This is a genomic window from Burkholderia ambifaria AMMD, from assembly GCF_000203915.1.
Taxonomy (GTDB): Bacteria; Pseudomonadota; Gammaproteobacteria; order Burkholderiales; family Burkholderiaceae; genus Burkholderia; species Burkholderia ambifaria.
Genome location: NC_008390.1, coordinates 755,773 through 774,109, shown reverse-complemented (window position 1 = coordinate 774,109; position 18,337 = coordinate 755,773). Strand labels below are relative to the sequence as shown.

Here is an 18,337-nt window from a genome sequence, read left to right as displayed (position 1 = left end):
CGTCTCGCTCCTTGCTGCCTGTTGATTCGATTCGGGAAACGGCGCCGTTGCGGGCGCCCGAACGCCGCTTTTCTTGATCGGCGACAAATCCTTGGATTTACGAATAGTAAAACCAATTACGAATAGTGAAATCAACGTAAACCCTAGCCATCGACGGAGGGACGGGATAACGATATGAGCGAAACGCCAAGCCGAGCCGGGCGCGCACTGCTAATATCAAGACATGAGGCGGCCCGTTCGGCCGCCATTTTTCCTTCCTACGCCGATGATTCCGCCCAACATTCCCGAGCTGGTCGTCCGTGCCGGGCAACTACCGTATCTGCGGGAACACCTTGCGCTCGCCGAGGGCGGCACCGCGTGCGCGAATCTGCCGGAGCGCACGCTCGCGAGCGCCTACGAACCCATCTACGACGTGACGATGCCTGGCGCACCGCAGTCGACGTCGTTCACGGATGCGATCGAGCGCTACGGCGACGAGCTCGGCTTCCAGGCCGTCACGCTGGTCACGGGCGCCCCGCACGACCCGGTCGACTCGGCCGTCGACGACCAGGCGCTCGTCGCGATCGACCGGCTGTCGCGCGCGCTGCACGCAATCAATTTCTTCGGCGCGCAACGCCACGGGCTGCTGTTCCTGCGCGTGCACGAGCGGCTGCTCAAGAGCGTGAAGTACGACCACGGCAAGCATTTCTCGTCGGTGCTGCAGCGCTTCGGGCTACCGACGGAGCGGATCGTGATCGAGCTGCCGGCGGTCGCGGTCGCGCACAAGACCTTCCTCGGCTACCTGACGCGCAGCTACCAGCATCACGGCTTCAAGGTCGCGGACAAGCTGCCCGACCCGGGCCGGATCCTCGCGGTCGAATCGGACATGGCGCGGCCCGACTACATCAAGATGGATGCGGGCATCGCGCTGCGCGACGGGATGGTGAAGGCGCTGGTCGCGTATGCGCAGCGCGTGCGGATTCCGCTGATTTTCGATGGTGTCGTCGACGAGACGCAGTGCGAGCTGCTGCGCCAGCACGACGTGCGGTTCATGCAGGGGCCGGTGTTCGCGAAGGTCGTCACGGCCTGAAGCGGGCGGGCGACGGGGCCGCGCCGGATGGCGGATCTCGATGACGTATTGCTGGGGGAATCGCGGGCAGCGGGCATCGTCGCTCGCTGGCTGACGGTTTCGCGTTCGTTCAGGCAGAAAGGTCGGACGCGCTTGCGCGCGGGATGCGATGCCGGCGCATCGACGCCGATGGCTGCCTACGCCCTTCCACCCTCATCGTATTTGGGCAGATCGTCGCCGATTTCGACGCCCGGGAATCGATCCCTGTACCACACGTGCCACGCGGGCCGCAGCCGCGACGGCTCGTCGAGCGTCGCACTGTTGATTTCCACGGTCGTCGGTGCATCGGCCAGCCGGTATTCGAGCTGCGCGCCGCAGCGGCCGCAAAAGCGCCGCTCGCCCCACGCGCTCGACGCATAGACCGTCGGCTCGCCCTGCAGGTATTCGAATGCGTCGATCGGCACCGATGCCGACGCGACGACCGCCGCGCCCGTCGTGCGCTGGCAGAGCCGGCAATGGCAGAAACCGGCGTCGGCCGGAATCCCGGCGATCCGGTAGCGGATCGCCCCGCACGCGCAACCGCCTTCCATCGTTTCGGGGTGTGGCATCGCGAACCTCGTCGTAGGGAAGCTGGCGAACGATGATGAGCGCGGTTCGCACGCGGTGCAACCGGCGGCTGCGCGCTTCCCCGTTCCGCAGAACCCGGGTGACGCGCGGGCTCGCGGCACCCCACTCAGACCGTTTGCCCGAGCCGCTGCGCGAGCGCCTTAAGCTTTGGGCCGACCTGCGTACGGAACACGTGCTCGTCCATCGACGATGCGGGCCCGCTGCAACTCAAAATCAGCCAGCGCCCCTCGCGCGGCTCGCGAAACGGCACGGCCGCCGCGTTCACGTCCATGTGCCACGCGCGAAACGAATAGCAGCATCCGCCCTCGGAGAACTCGGCCACCGCAAGCTGCGCGGCCGCGACGAGCGCATCCGCGTCGGCCGCGCCGCCGGCCGCCCGGTGCAGCTCCGCATAAAGCGCGCGGCGCACGTCCTCCGGCTGCACGGCGAGGTACGCGCGGCCCATCGAGCTCGTCAGCATCGACAGTCGCGAGCCGGGCGCAAGCCCGAGCGTCAGCGCGGTTTCGCTGCGGATCGTCTCCAGGTAGATCATGTCGAGCCCGTCGCGGCAGCCGAGCGACACGGCCGCGCCGATTTCACGCGCGAGCGCCTGCATGTGCGGCCGCGCGAGATCGATCGTCCCCGAGCCGGACAGCAGCGCGTAGCCGAGCGACAGCACGCCGGCGTCGAGCGCATACTTTCCGAGCGTTTCGTCATAGCGCAGGTAGCCGAGCACGGTCAGCGTGTACGCGAGCCGGTTCACCGTCGCCTTCGGCAGCCCGGTGCGCTCCGCGAAGTCGCGATTGCCGAGCATCGTCTCGCCGGGCCGGAACGCGCGCAGCAGGTCGAGCCCGCGCGCGAGCGCAACGACGAACTTGCGTTCGTCGATCGTGGTTTCGTCGATGGTTGAAAGTGTCATCTGATGCTACACTGGGTTCGTTTTGCAAAACATTGTTCCGCACAGCGGAACTATAGTCAAGCGAACTTTAGACATCGGGCAAGGCGTCGAAGCGCCAACCCGGGACGACCGCAAAGCATGGAATCAGGCAAAGCGCTGGATCCGCCGACTCTGACCGACCGCGAAGCACGGAGCAGAGCAAGCGGCGAAGCGCCCCGACAGGAGATGACACGATGAGCGCTGCAACTTTTCATTGGGACGATCCGCTGCTGCTCGACCAGCAACTGACCGAAGAGGAGCGGATGGTGCGCGATGCCGCGCACGCGTACGCGCAGGACAAGCTCGCGCCGCGCGTCACCGAGGCGTTCCGGCATGAGCGCACCGACATCGAGATCTTCCGCGAAATGGGTGAAGTCGGCCTGCTGGGCCCGACGATTCCGGAAGAATACGGCGGCCCGGGCCTCAATTACGTCAGCTACGGCCTGATCGCGCGCGAAGTCGAGCGCGTCGACTCCGGCTACCGCTCGATGATGTCCGTGCAGTCGTCGCTCGTGATGGTGCCGATCTTCGAATTCGGCTCGGACGCGCAGAAGCAGAAATACCTGCCGAAGCTCGCGACCGGCGAATGGATCGGCTGCTTCGGGCTGACCGAGCCGAACCACGGCTCCGATCCGGGCGGCATGGTCACGCGCGCGAAGAAGGTACCCGGCGGCTATTCGGTGTCCGGCGCGAAGATGTGGATCACCAACTCCCCGATCGCCGACGTGTTCGTCGTGTGGGCGAAGCTGGAAGAAAACGGCAAGGACGCGATTCGCGGCTTCATCCTCGAGAAGGGCTGGAAGGGTTTGTCGGCGCCCGCGATCCACGGCAAGGTCGGGCTGCGCGCGTCGATCACCGGCGAGATCGTGCTCGACGAAGTGTTCGTTCCCGAAGAGAACCTGCTGCCGAACGTGAGCGGCCTGCGCGGGCCGTTCACGTGCCTGAACTCGGCACGCTACGGGATCGCCTGGGGCGCGCTCGGCGCGGCCGAATCCTGCTGGCACACCGCGCGCCAGTACGTGCTCGACCGCCAGCAGTTCGGCCGGCCGCTCGCCGCGAACCAGCTGATCCAGAAGAAGCTCGCCGACATGCAGACCGAGATCACGCTCGGCCTGCAGGGCGTGCTGCGTCTCGGCCGGATGAAGGACGAAGGCACGGCGGCCGTCGAGATCACGTCGATCATGAAACGCAACTCGTGCGGCAAGTCGCTCGACATCGCGCGGCTCGCGCGCGACATGCTCGGCGGCAACGGCATCTCGGACGAATTCGGCGTCGCGCGCCACCTCGTGAACCTCGAAGTGGTCAACACGTACGAAGGCACGCACGACATCCACGCGCTGATCCTCGGCCGCGCGCAGACGGGCATCCAGGCATTCTTCTGATCAATCTCGCGTAGCTCGCGGCGCCCGCGCGCCGCATGCGCTGAAACGACACGGCCCGCCCGGCATCGCTGCCGGGCGGGCCGTTTTCATCGGGGCGCGCGTGCGTCACGCGCGGCCGATGCTTACTTGTTCGGCTGCGGCGTGAGGCGCAGGTACGGACGCACTGCGTTGAAGCCCTTCGGGAAGCGTTTCTTCAGTTCTTCCGGATCCTGCAGCGACGGCACGATCACGACGTCGTCGCCGTCCTTCCAGTTGCCAGGCGTCGCGACTTTGTAATTATCGGTCAGTTGCAGCGAGTCGATCACGCGCAGCACTTCGTCGAAGTTGCGCCCGGTGCTGGCCGGATAGGTGATGAAGAGCCGCACCTTCTTGTTCGGGTCGATCACGAACAGCGAGCGTACCGTCAGCGTTTCGTTCGCGTTCGGATGGATCATGTCGTACAGTTGCGAGACCTTGCGGTCCGAGTCGGCGATGATCGGGAAACCGACGACCGTCGACTGCGTTTCGTTGATGTCGTTGATCCAGCCTTTGTGCGATTCGACGTCGTCGACCGACAGCGCGATCACCTTCACGTTGCGTTTCTCGAATTCGCCCTTCAGCTTCGAGGTCAACCCGAGTTCAGTCGTGCACACCGGCGTGTAGTCGGCCGGGTGCGAGAACAGGACGCCCCAGCTGTTGCCCAGCCACTCATGAAACTTGATCGGGCCCAGGCTCGTTTCCTGCTCGAAATCCGGTGCGATGTCACCAAGACGCAGACTCATGATGTTGCCTCCTCGAACGATGCTGGTTGAAACCGCGCGCTGGATGGCGCGGGACAGTCCATCAGCTTACGGGAAGCAATGGGCGGTGCGAACGATTATTCCGTTTGATATTCATACTTTTTTGTCATTTTTACCCTGCGTCGAAGCAGGCCTGACGGCGGCGATAGAACTTTTTGCACGGTTTGCGGCTCTGTTGAAGATTACGAGTCGTTTAACATGCGGTATCGCACCACCGCCGTGTGTTCCCGGCTCGCCAGCAGGCAGGGGTTTCGTTACGATGTGAACCTGCAGCATGACAGCATGAAGGGAGTTGCAATGTCGGAAATCAACAAGGAGAAACTGATGTCGGATATCAAAACCGTTCTCGCGGACGCCGAGGATCTGCTCAAGCAAGCTGCGAGCAGCACGGGCGACCGTGCGGCCGAACTGCGCGAGAAAGCCATGTCGCGTCTGAAGCAGGCCAAGGAAAAGGCAACCGACGTTCAGGTCGTGGTGGTCGAGAAGGGCAAGAAGGCGGCCCGCGCGACCGACGATTACGTGCATGAGCATCCGTGGACGTCGATCGGCGTCGCCGCCGGCGTGGGCGTGCTGATCGGTCTGCTGATCAACCGCAAGTAACGCGCTCAGCGCCGTTCCGACCCATGTGCCGCACGGTGCGGCGCATGGGTGCCGAAGCTGCCGGTGGTTCGCCACCGGCCGGCTTTGACCTAGCCGCTTACTGCGCGCGCAAGCGCCTTATCCATGACGACAGACACTCACCCGCAGCCGCCCGGCCAGGGGCCGCTGCGCCGCCTCGTCGGCTCAGCGATCGGCCTGCTGCAAACGCGCCTCGAACTGGTCGGCATCGAACTCGCCGAGGAGAAGGAACGCCTGATGGGCGTGCTGTTCCTCGGGCTCGCGGCCATGATGCTCGCGACGATGGCGCTGATCAGCCTGACCGTGCTCGTCGCGATCGCGTTCTGGGACACCTATCGCTGGCAGTCGCTCGCGGGCATTACCGCGCTGTACACGATCGCCGCCCTCGCGTGTGGGCTGAAGGCGCGTTCGGGCCTGCGCGAAGCGCCGACCGTGTTCGAATCCACGCTCGCCGAGCTCGAGAAAGACCGCGAAATTTTCCGCGGCAAGTCGTGAACGCAGTCGTGTTCGCCCCTCTCACCTACTTCGCCGACGCGCCATGAGCCAGAACGTCACGGGCCATTCCCCCCGCCCCCATTCGTCGCGATCGCACTGGAGCGCGTCGCAGCATCGCGCGCTGCGCAAGGAACTGCTGATCCTGCGCTCCGAGGTCGAGCGGCTCGAGCTTGCCGAAGCCGCCGCCGACGTGCGCCACGCCGTCACGCGCTTCAGCTGGCTCAAGATGTTCATTCCCGGCCTGTCGGGCGGCACGTTCGGCCAGTCCGCCAAGAACCTGAACGCGAGCCTCGGTCACCTCGTGAACCAGTATCCGATGCTGAGTTCGCTCGCATCGCTCGTGCTGGCCAAGCCCATCCGCTCGCTTCTGCGCGCGAGCGCGGGCCCCGCGCTGAAGTGGGGCACCGTCGGCTTCGCCGCGTGGGAGGTTTATCGGATCTGGAAGCAGTCGCGCGATGAACGCGGAACGGCTGTCAACGACGACTAATTCGTAACGACAAACGCGCACGGCTCTGGGCCGTTGCGCGTTTTCCGCGCGCCTTCCAGCGGTTGCCGCGGCGGCAGCAGACGGCGACGGCGGCGGCGGTGATCAACGCACGCCCCAGCATGTGCGCTCCCGCGCATCGGCCTCGCCGCCGTCAATCGATCCCGCATTGCCTTTCGTCCCGTCCGAACGCAGCGTGAATGCGCCGCATGCGTCGTCGCGCATCGGGCCCGCATCGAGCGGGCTCGCAACGAGTTCATATACGACCGCTGCATCATCGCCGACCGCTCGCCGCAGCGCGACGCGATAGACCGCCGCCCCGTCCGGCGGCGCCTGCGCATAGGTGTCCGGCAAGCTCTGCGGCGGCGGGCCGTCGAGCATTTCGAGATATTGAGCCGCACGGTACAGCGCGGCCACCGCGGATGCGCGATGCATGCGCGCGACATGCTCGCGATACGACGGGATCCCCCACCCGGCCAGCACGGCGACGATCGCGAGCACGATCATCAGTTCGAGCAACGTGAACGCCGCTGTTCGGCGCATTCGCGCAGGCCGTCTCATCGATGCACCGCCGCGACGCGACGCCAGCGCTGCGCAACGATGCGTCCGTCGCGCAGCGCGACCTGACTCTGCAGCCAGACCACGCTCGACGCATGGCCGCCGACGCCGCGCGCGGTGACGAGGTACGCACGACTATGTTGCGGACCGACGCCTCGCCAGGCTTCGATCAGGCAACGCGGCGGCTGCGCGGCCATCGGCCAGGACGCGAACGGGGCGAACGCTTCGGCGGCACCCAGCGCAGGCGTGCGTCGCCATGCATCCGGCTCGGCGGATGATGCGGATTCGTCCAGGTACGGCGCCCCGCCGCGCAGCAATCGCGCGGTGCAGGCCGCCAGTGCCGCATCGGCCGCGTGGAATGCAATCAGCCGGTCGGACAACGCACGCGTGCGGCGCGATTCCGTGAGTGCGGATTCAAACCACGTGCCGGTCAGCGCGGCGACCGCCGCACCGACCGAGATCACGGCAGGCAGCGCAAGGCCCGCGTCGCGACGCCAGCTTCGAGTAGCGGACGGAACGCGGGCTCGCGTCGCTCCGCCGCTCAACATGGTGCCTCCGGCGCGCGCTGCATGTCGCAGGGCGCCACGGCGCGCCTTCTCGCACCTCCGGCCGCTATTCGCATCGCAAGGTCGCCGACGAACCCGTTTGCGTGAATCATCGCAACGCCTCGTGGGCCGTTGCCGCGTCACGAACAGGATCGGCGAATGCGATCGCGGAATTCCGCATCGCGACGATTCGATGCAGCACCAGATGCGCCCGACCCTCCGGCGCAATGGTCGTGCGGCCGTCGCAATCGACATGACGCGCGGCCTCGGGCATCGGTTCGCCACGCGCCCGCACGCACACATGCACGGCGACGACATCGCGCCAGTCATCGGCACCCATCGCCTGTGCATCGACGAACTGGGCGCCGTCGCGACGCAGGTAACGCACGCGCAGCTGGTCGATTCCGGACACGACCGGTTGCGGCGTGCCCGGACGCCCGCTTCCCTCGCAGTACAGTTCGGGCTCGCCCGTCGACGGGCTGACATGCGCGTCGAAACGGTTTTCCACGAGTGGCCGCTCACCCGGGGCGCCGACACCCTGCCCGAGACAATCCGACACCTGTGCGCTGCTGGTCGGCCACGTCGATACGGGATCGCCGACATACCGGACCAGTACCGCATCCGACGCCGCGCGCACGGGTTCGCAGCGCACCTGCGCGCCATCGCCTCGCACGCGGCCCGCTGAACAGCCGAACACCGGCGGCAACGACGACGCGCCTTCGACATCGAGCGGCCGAAACCCGGCCATCTGGATCTGCTGGCCGATCAGCATCAGTGCGATCGCGGCCGCATCGCGCATCCGGAATCCGTCTTCCGCCCGCCGCTGCGCGACGCGCTGCGCGTGATACAGCGCACCGGCCGCGGCAAGCACGAGCAGACCGACGATCATCGCGATCAGTACTTCGAGCAGCGTATGCGCGCGGCTGCGGCGATCAGCGTTCAACGGCATCGACCTCGACCTCCCGAAACGGAATCCGTACGCACGACGGCGGCGTCACCGTCGCCCCCGCGCCTTCGCATCGCGTCGATACCGCCGCGCCCGCACCGCGCCAGCCGACAATCATGTAGCGGACACCGCCCGGCCCATGGTCGAGCGTCATCGCACCTCCTGGCAACGATGCGGCCACGAGCGCCGCGATGCCGTCGTCGGCGCCCGCCGCTGCGCGCCGGCGCTCGATGCGTGCATCGGCCAGCCACAGCGCGCGTTCACGCCAGATCGTCGCCCGCTGCGCGCGCGTCATCGCAAGCTGGGTGCCGGCCACGGCCAGCATCACGACCGCGAGCAGCGCGACGGCCAGCACCGCTTCGAGCAGCGACGTGCCGCGCATCGATCGGCGCACGCGCTTCATGCCGCCTCGCAACGCCCGGCGGCGACGCGCGCCCGGCCGCCCGCCGCGATCCGGATACAACGCGACACGCGTGCGTCGTCGCCGGACAGCATGCGCTGCGGACGCAATTCGAAGCGCCGGATCCCGCCGATCACCTGCCCCGCCGGCGGCGCGAACGCCAGATCGTGCGCCACGCCCGCGACGGCAATGTCGGCATCGCGCGGATAACGCCGCAGCACGCGCGACTGTCCGTCGAACTGCCCGCTGACAATCCAGCCGCACGACCATTCCGCCGGATCGCAGCGCTCGCCGGAACGCATGCAGTCGCCGTCGCGCCCGGCTCGGCACAGCGTGACGCGCACGCCGAGACGCGTCGCCTCAGTGCGTGCAAACGACAACGCACCGAGGAGCGCGCGCGAGCGCGCATCCACGCGTTCGCGCATGTGCCATTGATTGAATGCGGGTGCTGCGAAAAGTCCGATCGACGCGGCCAGCGCGATCGCGACCATCAGCTCGACGAGCGTGAAGCCGCCGCAGCTGCGCATGCCTTTTTTGACGACCTGCCGGTGCAGTTCCATCGCCATCGTCCTCCGTCAACGTGATGCGACGACTGTAGCGACGCGAGCGAACGCGCGCCATTGGCCGAACGGCCGACTGGCGACATGCGATCGCGACCGACACAATCGGCACGAATCGAACCCACGGAGAAGACGATGAACGGACGCAGCGCGTCAGCGCTTACGCGAAGGCTTGGAGGGGGACGCGCGACGGAACTCTTCGATCACGTCGGCAAATTCGGAAACGTCCTCGAACCGGCGGTAAACCGATGCGAAACGGACATAGGCGATCGTATCGAGGCCACGCAACTCGTTCATCACGAGTTCGCCGAGCTTCTCGCTACGCACTTCCCGCTCGCCGGTAGCGAGCAGTTGATATTCGATGCGGGCGACCGCCGCGTCGATCGCGTCAGCCGCAACCGGCCGCTTGCGCAGCGCGAGTTGCATGCTTGCGACGATCTTGCGACGGTCGAATTCCGTGCGGCTGCCGTCCTTCTTCACGACGGCCGGCAGGTTCAGCTCGACCCGCTCGTACGTCGTGAAGCGCTTGTCGCAAGCCGAGCAGCGACGGCGCCGGCGAATGGCGGCGCCATCTTCGGACACGCGCGAGTCGACGACCTGCGTGTCTTCATGCCGGCAGAACGGGCAGCGCATGCGGGATCAGCGATAGACCGGGAAACGCTTGGTCAGCTCGGCCACTTGCGTGCGCACGCGCTCGATCGTCGCTGCATCTTCCGGATTCTCGAGCACGTCGGCGATCAGGTTGCCGACCAGTTCCGCTTCCGCCGGGCCAAAGCCGCGCGTCGTCATCGCCGGCGAACCCAGACGGATGCCGCTCGTCACGAACGGCTTCTCCGGATCGTTCGGGATCGCGTTCTTGTTCACCGTGATGTGCGCGGCACCGAGCGCTGCTTCCGCTGCCTTGCCCGTGATGTTCTTCGCGCGCAGGTCCACCAGCATCACGTGGCTTTCGGTGCGGCCCGACACGATCCGCAGGCCGCGCTTGACCAGCGTTTCAGCCAGCACGCGCGCGTTCTCGACCACCTTTTCCTGGTACGCCTTGAATTCCGGCGACAGCGCTTCCTTGAACGCCACGGCCTTCGCCGCGATCACGTGCATCAGCGGGCCACCCTGGATGCCCGGGAAGATCGCCGAGTTGATCGGCTTCTCGTATTCCGACTTCATCAGGATCACGCCACCGCGCGGGCCGCGCAGGCTCTTGTGCGTCGTCGTCGTCACGAAGTCGGCGTGCGGCACCGGGTTCGGATACACGCCCGCCGCGATCAGGCCCGCGTAGTGCGCCATGTCGACCATCAGGTATGCACCGACCGACTTCGCGATCTTCGCCAGACGCTCGAAGTCGATCTTCAGCGCGAACGCCGATGCACCCGCGACGATCAGCTTCGGCTTGTGTTCCTGCGCGAGCTGCTCGGCCGCGTCGTAGTCGATGTCTTCCTGCTCGTTCAGACCGTAGCTCACCACGTTGAACCACTTGCCCGACATGTTCACCGGCGAGCCGTGCGTCAGGTGACCACCGTGCGCGAGGCTCATGCCCATGATCGTGTCGCCCGGCTTGAGCATCGCGAAGAACACGCCCTGGTTCGCCTGCGAACCCGAGTTCGGCTGCACGTTCGCGGCTTCCGCGCCGAACAGCTGCTTCACACGGTCGATCGCCAGCTGCTCGACCACATCGACGTATTCACAGCCGCCGTAGTAGCGCTTGCCCGGATAACCTTCCGCGTACTTGTTCGTGAGCTGCGAGCCCTGGGCGGCCATCACGGCCGGGCTCGTGTAGTTTTCCGACGCGATCAGCTCGATGTGATCTTCCTGGCGGCGGTTTTCCTGCTCGATCGCAGCAAAGAGTTCGGGATCGACGTTCGCGATGGTGCTTTGGGCTCTGTCAAACATACGGTTTCCGTTAAGTGTGTACAGGTTGACCGGTGCGGCCGAGTACATTGCGCTGCTGGCGGGACCAGCTCGACGTGGCGGAAGAATCCGTATGACGCGAGGCAGGACAGCCACCGGCGATGCACGCAACGGCGCACAACGGCTGCCCAGGCGAACGGCAAAAACGGCGCCCCGCGCTTCACGGTGGGATGCTCCACCTTGAACCCGAAGGGTTCTATCGCCAGTCACGCAGGGGTGATGAGCGCGTTAGTGTATTGGATGCGTCATGAATAGGCAACCGCACGCCAGCAGCCCCGAAATAATAAGGGCCGGACTCCGCGCACCCGTGCCGCCATGCGTTGGCGCCTTGCCGCGGTGCGGCAATCTCAGTACGCTTGCGCGATACTATCCGCTACTTTGTTACCGACCAGGAGCAGCAATGATCGTGTTCGTCACAGGCGCGTCCGCCGGCTTCGGCGCCGCCATCGCCCGAGCCTTCGTCAAGGGCGGCCACCGCGTCGTCGCAACCGCGCGCCGCAAGGATCGCCTCGATGCGCTCGCGGCCGAACTCGGCGACGCGCTGCTGCCGTTCGAGCTCGACGTGCGCGACCGCGCAGCCGTCGAAGCCGTGCCGGCCGCGCTTCCCGCCGAATTCGCCGCGCTCGACGTGCTCGTCAACAACGCCGGCCTCGCGCTCGGCGTCGAGCCGGCGCACAAGGCGAGCCTCGACGAGTGGCAGACCATGATCGACACGAACTGCTCGGGCCTCGTGACCGTCACGCACGCGTTGCTGCCCGGAATGATCGCGCGAGGCCGCGGCCACATCTTCAATCTCGGCTCGGTGGCCGGCACCTATCCGTATCCGGGCGGGAACGTATACGGCGCAACCAAGGCTTTCGTCAGACAATTCAGCCTGAACCTGCGCGCCGACCTGATCGGCACGCCGTTGCGCGTGACGGACATCGAGCCGGGCCTGTGCGGCGGCACGGAGTTTTCGAACGTCCGCTTCCGTGGGGACGACGCGAAGGCGGCCAACGTCTACCAGAACGTTCAGCCGCTCACGGCCGAGGACATCGCCGACACGATCTACTGGATCGCGACGCGCCCCGCGCACGTCAACATCAACACGATCGAGATGATGCCGGTCGCCCAGGCGCCGGCCGGCCTCGCGATCCATCGCGGCTGACCTGTCCGAGCGCCGCCGCGGGCATGGCTCAAGCGGCCCGCGGCGTGCAGCGACGTACTACATTCCGTTACGAATCGGTTACGAATCGGTCCCTGCCCTTCCGGTAGAATGCGCGCCATGACTCAGCCTACCCGCTCCCCGGACGCGCCCTCCGGCTTTACCTGGCCGGTACGCGTGTACTACGAGGATACCGACGCAGGCGGCATCGTCTTCTATGCCAACTACCTGAAATTCTTCGAACGCGCCCGCACCGAATGGCTGCGCGCGTGCGGCATCGACCAGCGTCGGCTCGCCGACGACACGGGCGCGATCTTTATCGTCCGCAGCACGTCGCTCGACTACCGCGCGCCGGCGCGACTCGACGACGCGCTGACGGTCACGAGCCGGCCCGGCCGCATCGGCCGCGCATCGGTGGAATTCACGCAGGAAGCCTGGCGTGGCGACACGCTGCTCGTCACCGGACACATTCGCCTCGGCTGCGTTGACCGCACCGGCATCCGGCCCGCGGCGATCCCGCCGGTCGTGCTCGACGCGCTGCAACGCGGGCCCGTCACCGACGCCGGGCAAACTGTACTGTCAACGAAGCTCGCATGAGCCCCGTTTAGACAAAGCCTATGAACTTGCCTTCCTGAATCGATACTAAGCAAGGTTCGGCGCCAGGGCTGGCCGGCGCGCCGCGCCGCACGCATGCCGTGCGCCCTCGCCGGGCACCCCCGATGGGACGTTACTCAAACCTCTATGAACACTTCTCAAGACCTGTCGATCATTTCCCTCGTGCTCAACGCGAGCGTGCTGGCCCAGGCCGTGATGGGGCTGCTGTTGCTGCTGTCGCTGATGTCGTGGACCTTCATTTTCCGCAAGTGGTTCGCGATTCGCCGCGCACGCGCGCAGACCGAACGCTTCGAACGGGATTTCTGGTCGGGCGGCGACCTGCAGGCGCTGTATCAGAGCGCGGCCAACAACCGCCATACGATCGGCGCGCTCGAGCGGATCTTCGAATCGGGGATGCGTGAATTCCTGAAGGCGAAGGAAAAGCGCCTCACCGACCCGGGCCTCGTGCTCGACGGCGCACGCCGCGCGATGCGCGCGTCGTTCCAGCGCGAAATGGACGTGCTCGAAGCGAACCTCGCGTTCCTCGCGTCGGTCGGCTCGGTCAGCCCGTACATCGGTCTGTTCGGCACCGTGTGGGGGATCATGAATTCGTTCCGCGGCCTCGCGAACGTGCAGCAGGCCACGCTCGCGAACGTCGCGCCGGGCATCGCCGAGGCGCTCGTCGCCACCGCGATCGGCCTGTTCGCCGCGATTCCGGCGGTGGTCGCGTACAACCGCTACGCGCACGACATCGACCGCCTCGCGATCCGCTTCGAGACCTTCATCGAAGAGTTCTCGAACATCCTGCAGCGTCAGGCCCAGTAAGGAGCACGCCATGGCAGGAAGTCCCATTCGATCCAGCATGCGCGGCGGCCGCTCGCGCCGCGCGATGGCCGACATCAACGTCGTGCCGTACATCGACGTGATGCTGGTGCTGCTCGTGATCTTCATGGTCACGGCACCCCTCGTGGCCCCGTCGATCATCAATCTGCCGACCGTCGGCAATGCGGCGCCGCAGGAACAGACGCCGCCCGTCGTCGTCAACATCAAGGCCGACCGCACGATGAGCGTCAAGTACAAGGGCGACTCCGGCGCGACGCAGGAAGACACGATGACCAAGGCCGAGCTCGACAGCTTCATGTCGGCCCGGCAGGCCGATCATCCCGACCAGCCGGTCGTGATCGCGGCCGACAAGACCGTGCAGTACGATGCGGTCATGACCGTGATGTCGGATCTGAAGGCGCGCGGCGTCAAGCGCGTCGGCCTCCTCGTCAAATCGCAATGAACCGGCAGCAATCCCCGCGCAGCAACGCGTACCCGTATCGGCCGCCTCGCGAGCGAGGCACCTGGCGCGCGTTCGCGCTTGCCGCGCTGATACACGTGCTGCTCGCGCTGTTCCTCTATCACGGCGTGCAGTGGCAGAACAGCACGCCGGCCGGCGCCGAGGCCGAGCTGTGGACCGAGGTGCCGGACGTCCCCGCGCCGCGGCCCGTCGTCACGCCCACGCCGCCCGCGAAGCTCGCACCGCCCCCTCCCCCGGTCCGGGACGAGCAGGCGGACATCGCGCTGCAGCAGAAGAAACGACAGCAGGAAGCGGCCGCGCGCGAAGCGCTGCTCGAGCAGCAGCGCCGCGCGCAGCAGTTGAAGGCCCAGCAGGAAGAAGCCCGGCGCGAGCAGCTCGCGGCCCAGCAGGCCGCCGCACTCGCCGCGCAGAAGGCCGCCGAACGCGAAAAGCAGAAGCAGGCGGACAAGCTCAAGCAACAACAGCTCGTGGAGCAGCAGAAGCTCGAACAGCAGAAGGCCCAGCAGCAGAAACAGCAGCAACAGAAGCAGGCGCAGCTGGAAGCCCAGGAGGCGGCGAAGGCCAAGGCCGACGCGGCCGCGAAGGCGAAGGCGGAAGCCCAGGCGAAGGCGAAGGCCGAAGCGGCTGCGCACGCGAAGGCCGATGCGGCGGCGAAGGCGAAGCTCGACCGGGAACGGAATGCGCGACTCGCGCAGATGCAGGGCCTGGCGGGTGCCGGCGAAGGCGGCGGCCAAGGGCTCGCGAAAAGCGGCACCGGCACGGGTTCCGGCGGCAATGCCGCGTCGCCCGGCTATGCCGACAAGGTGCGCCGCCGCGTGAAGCCGAACATCGTCTGGGGCGGCGAGCGTGCGGGGCTCACGACGATCGTCAAGATCCGCTGTACGCCTTCGGGCGACCTGCTGAGCGTCTCGGTCTCGCGGCCGAGCGGCAATTCGGGGTGGGATCAGGCGGTCGTCAATGCGATCCAGGCGTCGGTTCCGTTACCGCCCGATACTGACGGTCATACGCCGTCCAGCATTACGATTACCTTCAAGGCGGCGGAGTGAGCGCAAATGCGCTTACACTCCGTGCGTCGCTACCGGACGGGAACGAATCGGGTATTTTTACTGTCTCTGCGGTTGCGCAGCGATCCAAGTCACATGGGAAGCAGAAGCATGAGATTGATGACGAAACTAGGTTTCAGGGCACTCGTGGCCTCGTGTCTGATTGCGGCCGGCGCCGCCGCTAACGCGCAGGTCAACGTGTTGATCACCGGCGTCGGTTCGACCCAGTTCCCCATCGCCACCGCGAACTTCGCGAACGAGGCGGGCCTGCCGCAGCAGGTCACGTCGATCGTCCGCGCGGATCTCGCGCGCAGCGGCAAATTCACCAACATCGATGCGGGCAGCACGCCCGTGCCCGAGACCGCCTCGGTGGATCTCGGCGCATGGAAGGCCAAGGGCGCGAACGCGTTCGTCGCCGGCAGCGTGAACCGCGAGGCGAACGGCCAGTACAAGGTGAACTTCATCCTGTACGACACCGTGAAGCAGCAAAGCCTCGGCGGCCTGTCGCTGACGGCCACCGACACGACGCTGCGCACGGCCGGCCACAAGATCGCCGACTACATCTACCAGAAACTGCTCGGCGTGCGCGGCGTGTTCGCCACCCGCCTGTCGTATGTGATCAAGACGGGCAACCGCTACCAATTGCAGATCTCGGATTCGGACGGCCAGAACGCGCGCATCGCGCTGTCGAGCACCGAGCCGATCATCTCGCCGGCGTGGTCGCCGAGCGGCACGAAGGTCGCGTACGTGTCGTTCGAGCGCAAGAAGCCAATCGTCTACATCCACGACCTGCCGACCGGCCGCCGCTACATGGTCTCCGACCAGAAGGGCAACAACAGCGCGCCGGCGTGGTCGCCGGACAGCAACACGCTCGCCGTCGCGCTGTCGCTGACGGGCAATACGCAAATCTATACGGTCAATGCGAACGGCGGCGGCCTGCGCCGTCTCACGCAGAGCAGCTCGATCGACACCGAGCCGTACTACTCGCCGGACGGCCGCTGGATCTACTTCACGAGCGATCGCGGCGGTGCGCCGCAGATCTACCGGATGCCCGCGCAGGGCGAAAGCGCCGGCGCGGCGCAACGCGTGACCTTCACCGGCAGCTACAATACGAGCCCGCGCATCAGCCCGGACGGCAAGCTGCTCGCTTACATCTCCCGCACGGGTGGGGGCTTCAAGCTGTACGTTCAGGATCTGCAAACCGGCGCGGCGAACGCGATCACGAATACCAATCGTGACGAATCGCCGAGCTTCGCGGCAAACGGCCAGTACCTTCTCTACGCTACCCAGTCGGGTGGTCGCAACGTGCTGGCAGCTGTGCCCTCCGACGGCAGCGCGCCGCCTCAGATCCTGTCCGTCCAGGGCGGCTCCGTTCGCGAGCCGTCGTGGGGGCCCTTCATGCAATGACCACAAGGAGAGTAACCATGATGTCGAATAAAGCTCGTCTGGCCCTGGCCGTGATGATGATCAGCGCGCTCGCAGCGTGTAAGTCGGGCGTGAAGCTCGACGACAAGACCAACGCTGGTGCGGTGAGCACGCAGCCGAGCGCCGACAACGTCGCGCAAGTGAACGTCGATCCGCTGAACGATCCGAACAGCCCGCTCGCGAAGCGCAGCATCTACTTCGACTTCGACAGCTATTCGGTGAAGGACGAGTATCAGCCGCTGATGCAGCAGCACGCTCAGTACCTGAAGAGCCACCCGCAGCGTCACGTGCTGATCCAGGGCAACACCGACGAACGCGGCACGAGCGAGTACAACCTCGCGCTGGGCCAGAAGCGTGCGGAAGCTGTCCGCCGCGCGATGGCACTGCTCGGCGTGAACGACTCGCAGATGGAAGCCGTGAGCCTCGGCAAGGAAAAGCCGCAAGCATCGGGCCACGACGAAGCATCGTGGGCGCAGAACCGTCGCGCCGACCTCGTCTACCAGCAGTAAGTAACGGAAGAGTTGCCGTATGACGCACTGTGTAACCTGGCTGCGCGTTGCCGCAGCATTCTGCGTCGTCGGCGCGGCGTGGTCGGCCGCGCCGGCGCACGCCGGCGTGTTCGACGACAACGAGGCGCGCCGCGCCGTGCTCGATCTGCGCAGCAAAACCGACAACCTGGCGAGCCAGTTGTCCGCCGCCCAGCGTACGATCCTCGACCAATCCGGCCGTCTCGACCAGCTGAACCAGCAGGTCGCGACGCTGCGCGGCGAGAATGAGGACCTGACGAACCGGCTGACGACGCTCGAACGGCAGCAGAAGGAGTACTACCAGGATCTCGACACGCGACTCAAGAAGTTCGAGCCGCAGCAGGCGACGATCGATGGTGTCGAAGGCACCGTGCAGCCGGGTGAAACGGATGCGCTCAATGCGGCGCAGCAGCAGTTCCGCAACGGCAACTTCAAGGCGGCCGCGGCATCGTTCCGCAGCTTCATCGCGAAGTATCCGCAGAGCCCGTACCAGCCGACCGCGCAGTACTGGCTCGGCAATGCGCAATACGCGCTGCGCGACTATCGCGGCTCGACCGCGACGTGGCAAACGGTCGTGAGCAAGTATCCGCAGCATCCGCGCGCGGCCGACGCGCTCGTCGCAATCGGTACGAACCAGCTCGAGCAAGGCCAGAAGGCGGCCGCGAAGAAGACGTTCGAGCAGGTCGTGTCGCAGTACGCCGGATCGAACGCTGCGCAGACCGCGCAGGGCAAGATCGAGAGCATCAAATAAATTAGCGTGCCAGGTTGTTGACTGACCTGAAATTCGCCGCTATAATTTTTTGCTCTTTAGGTCGTTGGGCGAGTTGTTAGCGCAACGGGCTGGCAAGTTTCAAGAACGTGGGGTGGTAACTCAGTTGGTTAGAGTATCTGACTTTTAATCAGAGAGTCGAGGGTTCGAGTCCCTCCCACCCTACCAACTATCTTTGATAGTGCAAATTAAAGCCTCCCAAGTGGAGGCTTTTTTGCGTCTGTCGCATCCGTATCGCCGCGGCATCCCGGTGATGTCTGCAACACACT

Annotated in this window: 23 protein-coding genes, 1 tRNA gene and 1 riboswitch; of the genes, 14 read left to right on the top strand and 10 right to left on the bottom strand. The window is 66.0% G+C overall.

Annotated elements, in window-relative coordinates:
• Positions 1-265: 265 nt before the first annotated feature.
• Positions 266-1,069, top strand: coding sequence for an EAL domain-containing protein (locus BAMB_RS03530; protein WP_012363186.1), 804 nt, complete (start codon positions 266-268; stop codon positions 1,067-1,069).
• Between the two features lie 176 nt (positions 1,070-1,245).
• Here BAMB_RS03530 and BAMB_RS03525 read toward each other — a convergent pair whose 3' ends face one another.
• Both BAMB_RS03525 and BAMB_RS03520 read right to left on the bottom strand, forming a co-directional pair.
• On the bottom strand, positions 1,246-1,656 hold the full coding sequence (locus BAMB_RS03525) for a GFA family protein (RefSeq protein WP_011656083.1): 411 nt from the start codon (positions 1,654-1,656) through the stop codon (positions 1,246-1,248).
• A gap of 125 nt (positions 1,657-1,781) precedes the next feature.
• Positions 1,782-2,573 carry an IclR family transcriptional regulator gene (locus BAMB_RS03520; protein WP_011656082.1) on the bottom strand — a complete coding sequence of 264 codons (792 nt, stop codon included), beginning with the start codon at positions 2,571-2,573 and terminating at the stop codon, positions 1,782-1,784.
• A gap of 212 nt (positions 2,574-2,785) precedes the next feature.
• Here BAMB_RS03520 and BAMB_RS03515 point away from each other — a divergent pair, with 212 nt between their 5' ends.
• Positions 2,786-3,973 carry an acyl-CoA dehydrogenase gene (locus BAMB_RS03515; RefSeq protein ID WP_011656081.1) on the top strand — a complete coding sequence of 396 codons (1,188 nt, stop codon included), beginning with the start codon at positions 2,786-2,788 and terminating at the stop codon, positions 3,971-3,973.
• Between the two features lie 122 nt (positions 3,974-4,095).
• Here the strand turns inward: BAMB_RS03515 and BAMB_RS03510 are convergent, their stop codons facing one another.
• A complete protein-coding gene (locus BAMB_RS03510) occupies positions 4,096-4,734 on the bottom strand; it encodes a peroxiredoxin (protein ID WP_011656080.1) in 639 nt (212 codons plus the stop codon).
• A 315-nt stretch (positions 4,735-5,049) separates the two neighbouring features.
• Between BAMB_RS03510 and BAMB_RS03505 the strand changes: the two genes are divergently transcribed.
• The 3 genes from BAMB_RS03505 (at position 5,050) to BAMB_RS03495 (ending at position 6,352) form a co-directional block, all read left to right on the top strand.
• Entirely contained in the window at positions 5,050-5,352 is a 303-nt protein-coding gene (locus tag BAMB_RS03505; protein WP_006754606.1) for an ElaB/YgaM/YqjD family protein, read from the top strand.
• 123 nt (positions 5,353-5,475) lie between these two features.
• Positions 5,476-5,865, top strand: a complete 390-nt coding sequence (locus BAMB_RS03500) for a phage holin family protein (RefSeq protein ID WP_011656079.1) — start codon at positions 5,476-5,478, stop codon at positions 5,863-5,865.
• Between the two features lie 43 nt (positions 5,866-5,908).
• Positions 5,909-6,352, top strand: a complete 444-nt coding sequence (locus BAMB_RS03495) for a DUF3318 domain-containing protein (protein WP_011656078.1) — start codon at positions 5,909-5,911, stop codon at positions 6,350-6,352.
• Between the two features lie 102 nt (positions 6,353-6,454).
• Here the strand turns inward: BAMB_RS03495 and BAMB_RS03490 are convergent, their stop codons facing one another.
• The 7 genes from BAMB_RS03490 to glyA form a co-directional block, all read right to left on the bottom strand.
• A complete protein-coding gene (locus tag BAMB_RS03490) occupies positions 6,455-6,910 on the bottom strand; it encodes a type IV pilin protein (RefSeq protein ID WP_011656077.1) in 456 nt (151 codons plus the stop codon).
• On the bottom strand, positions 6,907-7,455 hold the full coding sequence (locus BAMB_RS03485) for a pilus assembly protein (protein WP_011656076.1): 549 nt from the start codon (positions 7,453-7,455) through the stop codon (positions 6,907-6,909). The genes BAMB_RS03490 and BAMB_RS03485 overlap by 4 nt, the downstream gene beginning before the upstream one ends.
• 106 nt (positions 7,456-7,561) lie before the next feature.
• On the bottom strand, positions 7,562-8,401 hold the full coding sequence (locus BAMB_RS03480; protein ID WP_011656075.1) for a type IV pillus assembly protein: 840 nt from the start codon (positions 8,399-8,401) through the stop codon (positions 7,562-7,564).
• Positions 8,385-8,801, bottom strand: coding sequence for a hypothetical protein (locus BAMB_RS03475; RefSeq protein WP_011656074.1), 417 nt, complete (start codon positions 8,799-8,801; stop codon positions 8,385-8,387). Before BAMB_RS03475 ends, BAMB_RS03480 begins: the two co-directional genes overlap by 17 nt.
• On the bottom strand, positions 8,798-9,358 hold the full coding sequence (locus BAMB_RS03470) for a GspH/FimT family pseudopilin (protein WP_011656073.1): 561 nt from the start codon (positions 9,356-9,358) through the stop codon (positions 8,798-8,800). The genes BAMB_RS03475 and BAMB_RS03470 overlap by 4 nt, the downstream gene beginning before the upstream one ends.
• 153 nt (positions 9,359-9,511) lie before the next feature.
• A complete protein-coding gene (nrdR, locus tag BAMB_RS03465; RefSeq protein ID WP_006754597.1) occupies positions 9,512-9,991 on the bottom strand; it encodes a transcriptional regulator NrdR in 480 nt (159 codons plus the stop codon).
• Positions 9,992-9,997: 6 nt separating this feature from the next.
• Complete coding sequence (gene glyA / locus BAMB_RS03460) at positions 9,998-11,245, bottom strand: serine hydroxymethyltransferase (protein ID WP_041491093.1); 1,248 nt, start codon at positions 11,243-11,245, stop codon at positions 9,998-10,000.
• 137 nt (positions 11,246-11,382) lie between these two features.
• Positions 11,383-11,483: riboswitch (ZMP/ZTP riboswitch) on the bottom strand.
• A gap of 180 nt (positions 11,484-11,663) precedes the next feature.
• Here glyA and BAMB_RS03455 point away from each other — a divergent pair.
• The 9 genes from BAMB_RS03455 (at position 11,664) to BAMB_RS03415 (ending at position 18,236) form a co-directional block, all read left to right on the top strand.
• Positions 11,664-12,410: an SDR family NAD(P)-dependent oxidoreductase gene (locus tag BAMB_RS03455; RefSeq protein ID WP_011656071.1), complete on the top strand. Its 747-nt coding sequence runs from the start codon at positions 11,664-11,666 to the stop codon at positions 12,408-12,410.
• A gap of 108 nt (positions 12,411-12,518) precedes the next feature.
• Positions 12,519-13,004 carry a tol-pal system-associated acyl-CoA thioesterase gene (ybgC, locus tag BAMB_RS03450; protein ID WP_011656070.1) on the top strand — a complete coding sequence of 162 codons (486 nt, stop codon included), beginning with the start codon at positions 12,519-12,521 and terminating at the stop codon, positions 13,002-13,004.
• A 144-nt stretch (positions 13,005-13,148) separates the two neighbouring features.
• Positions 13,149-13,826: a protein TolQ gene (tolQ, locus tag BAMB_RS03445; RefSeq protein WP_006753266.1), complete on the top strand. Its 678-nt coding sequence runs from the start codon at positions 13,149-13,151 to the stop codon at positions 13,824-13,826.
• 10 nt (positions 13,827-13,836) lie between these two features.
• Positions 13,837-14,286, top strand: a complete 450-nt coding sequence (gene tolR, locus BAMB_RS03440; RefSeq protein WP_006753267.1) for a protein TolR — start codon at positions 13,837-13,839, stop codon at positions 14,284-14,286.
• Positions 14,283-15,350, top strand: coding sequence for a cell envelope integrity protein TolA (gene tolA, locus BAMB_RS03435; RefSeq protein ID WP_011656068.1), 1,068 nt, complete (start codon positions 14,283-14,285; stop codon positions 15,348-15,350). The genes tolR and tolA overlap by 4 nt, the downstream gene beginning before the upstream one ends.
• 108 nt (positions 15,351-15,458) lie before the next feature.
• Positions 15,459-16,754 carry a Tol-Pal system beta propeller repeat protein TolB gene (gene tolB, locus BAMB_RS03430; RefSeq protein WP_011656067.1) on the top strand — a complete coding sequence of 432 codons (1,296 nt, stop codon included), beginning with the start codon at positions 15,459-15,461 and terminating at the stop codon, positions 16,752-16,754.
• Between the two features lie 17 nt (positions 16,755-16,771).
• Complete coding sequence (gene pal / locus BAMB_RS03425) at positions 16,772-17,281, top strand: peptidoglycan-associated lipoprotein Pal (protein ID WP_011656066.1); 510 nt, start codon at positions 16,772-16,774, stop codon at positions 17,279-17,281.
• Positions 17,282-17,300: 19 nt separating this feature from the next.
• Complete coding sequence (gene ybgF / locus BAMB_RS03420) at positions 17,301-18,050, top strand: tol-pal system protein YbgF (protein WP_011656065.1); 750 nt, start codon at positions 17,301-17,303, stop codon at positions 18,048-18,050.
• A gap of 109 nt (positions 18,051-18,159) precedes the next feature.
• Positions 18,160-18,236, top strand: a tRNA-Lys gene (locus BAMB_RS03415).
• Positions 18,237-18,337 lie beyond the last annotated feature (101 nt).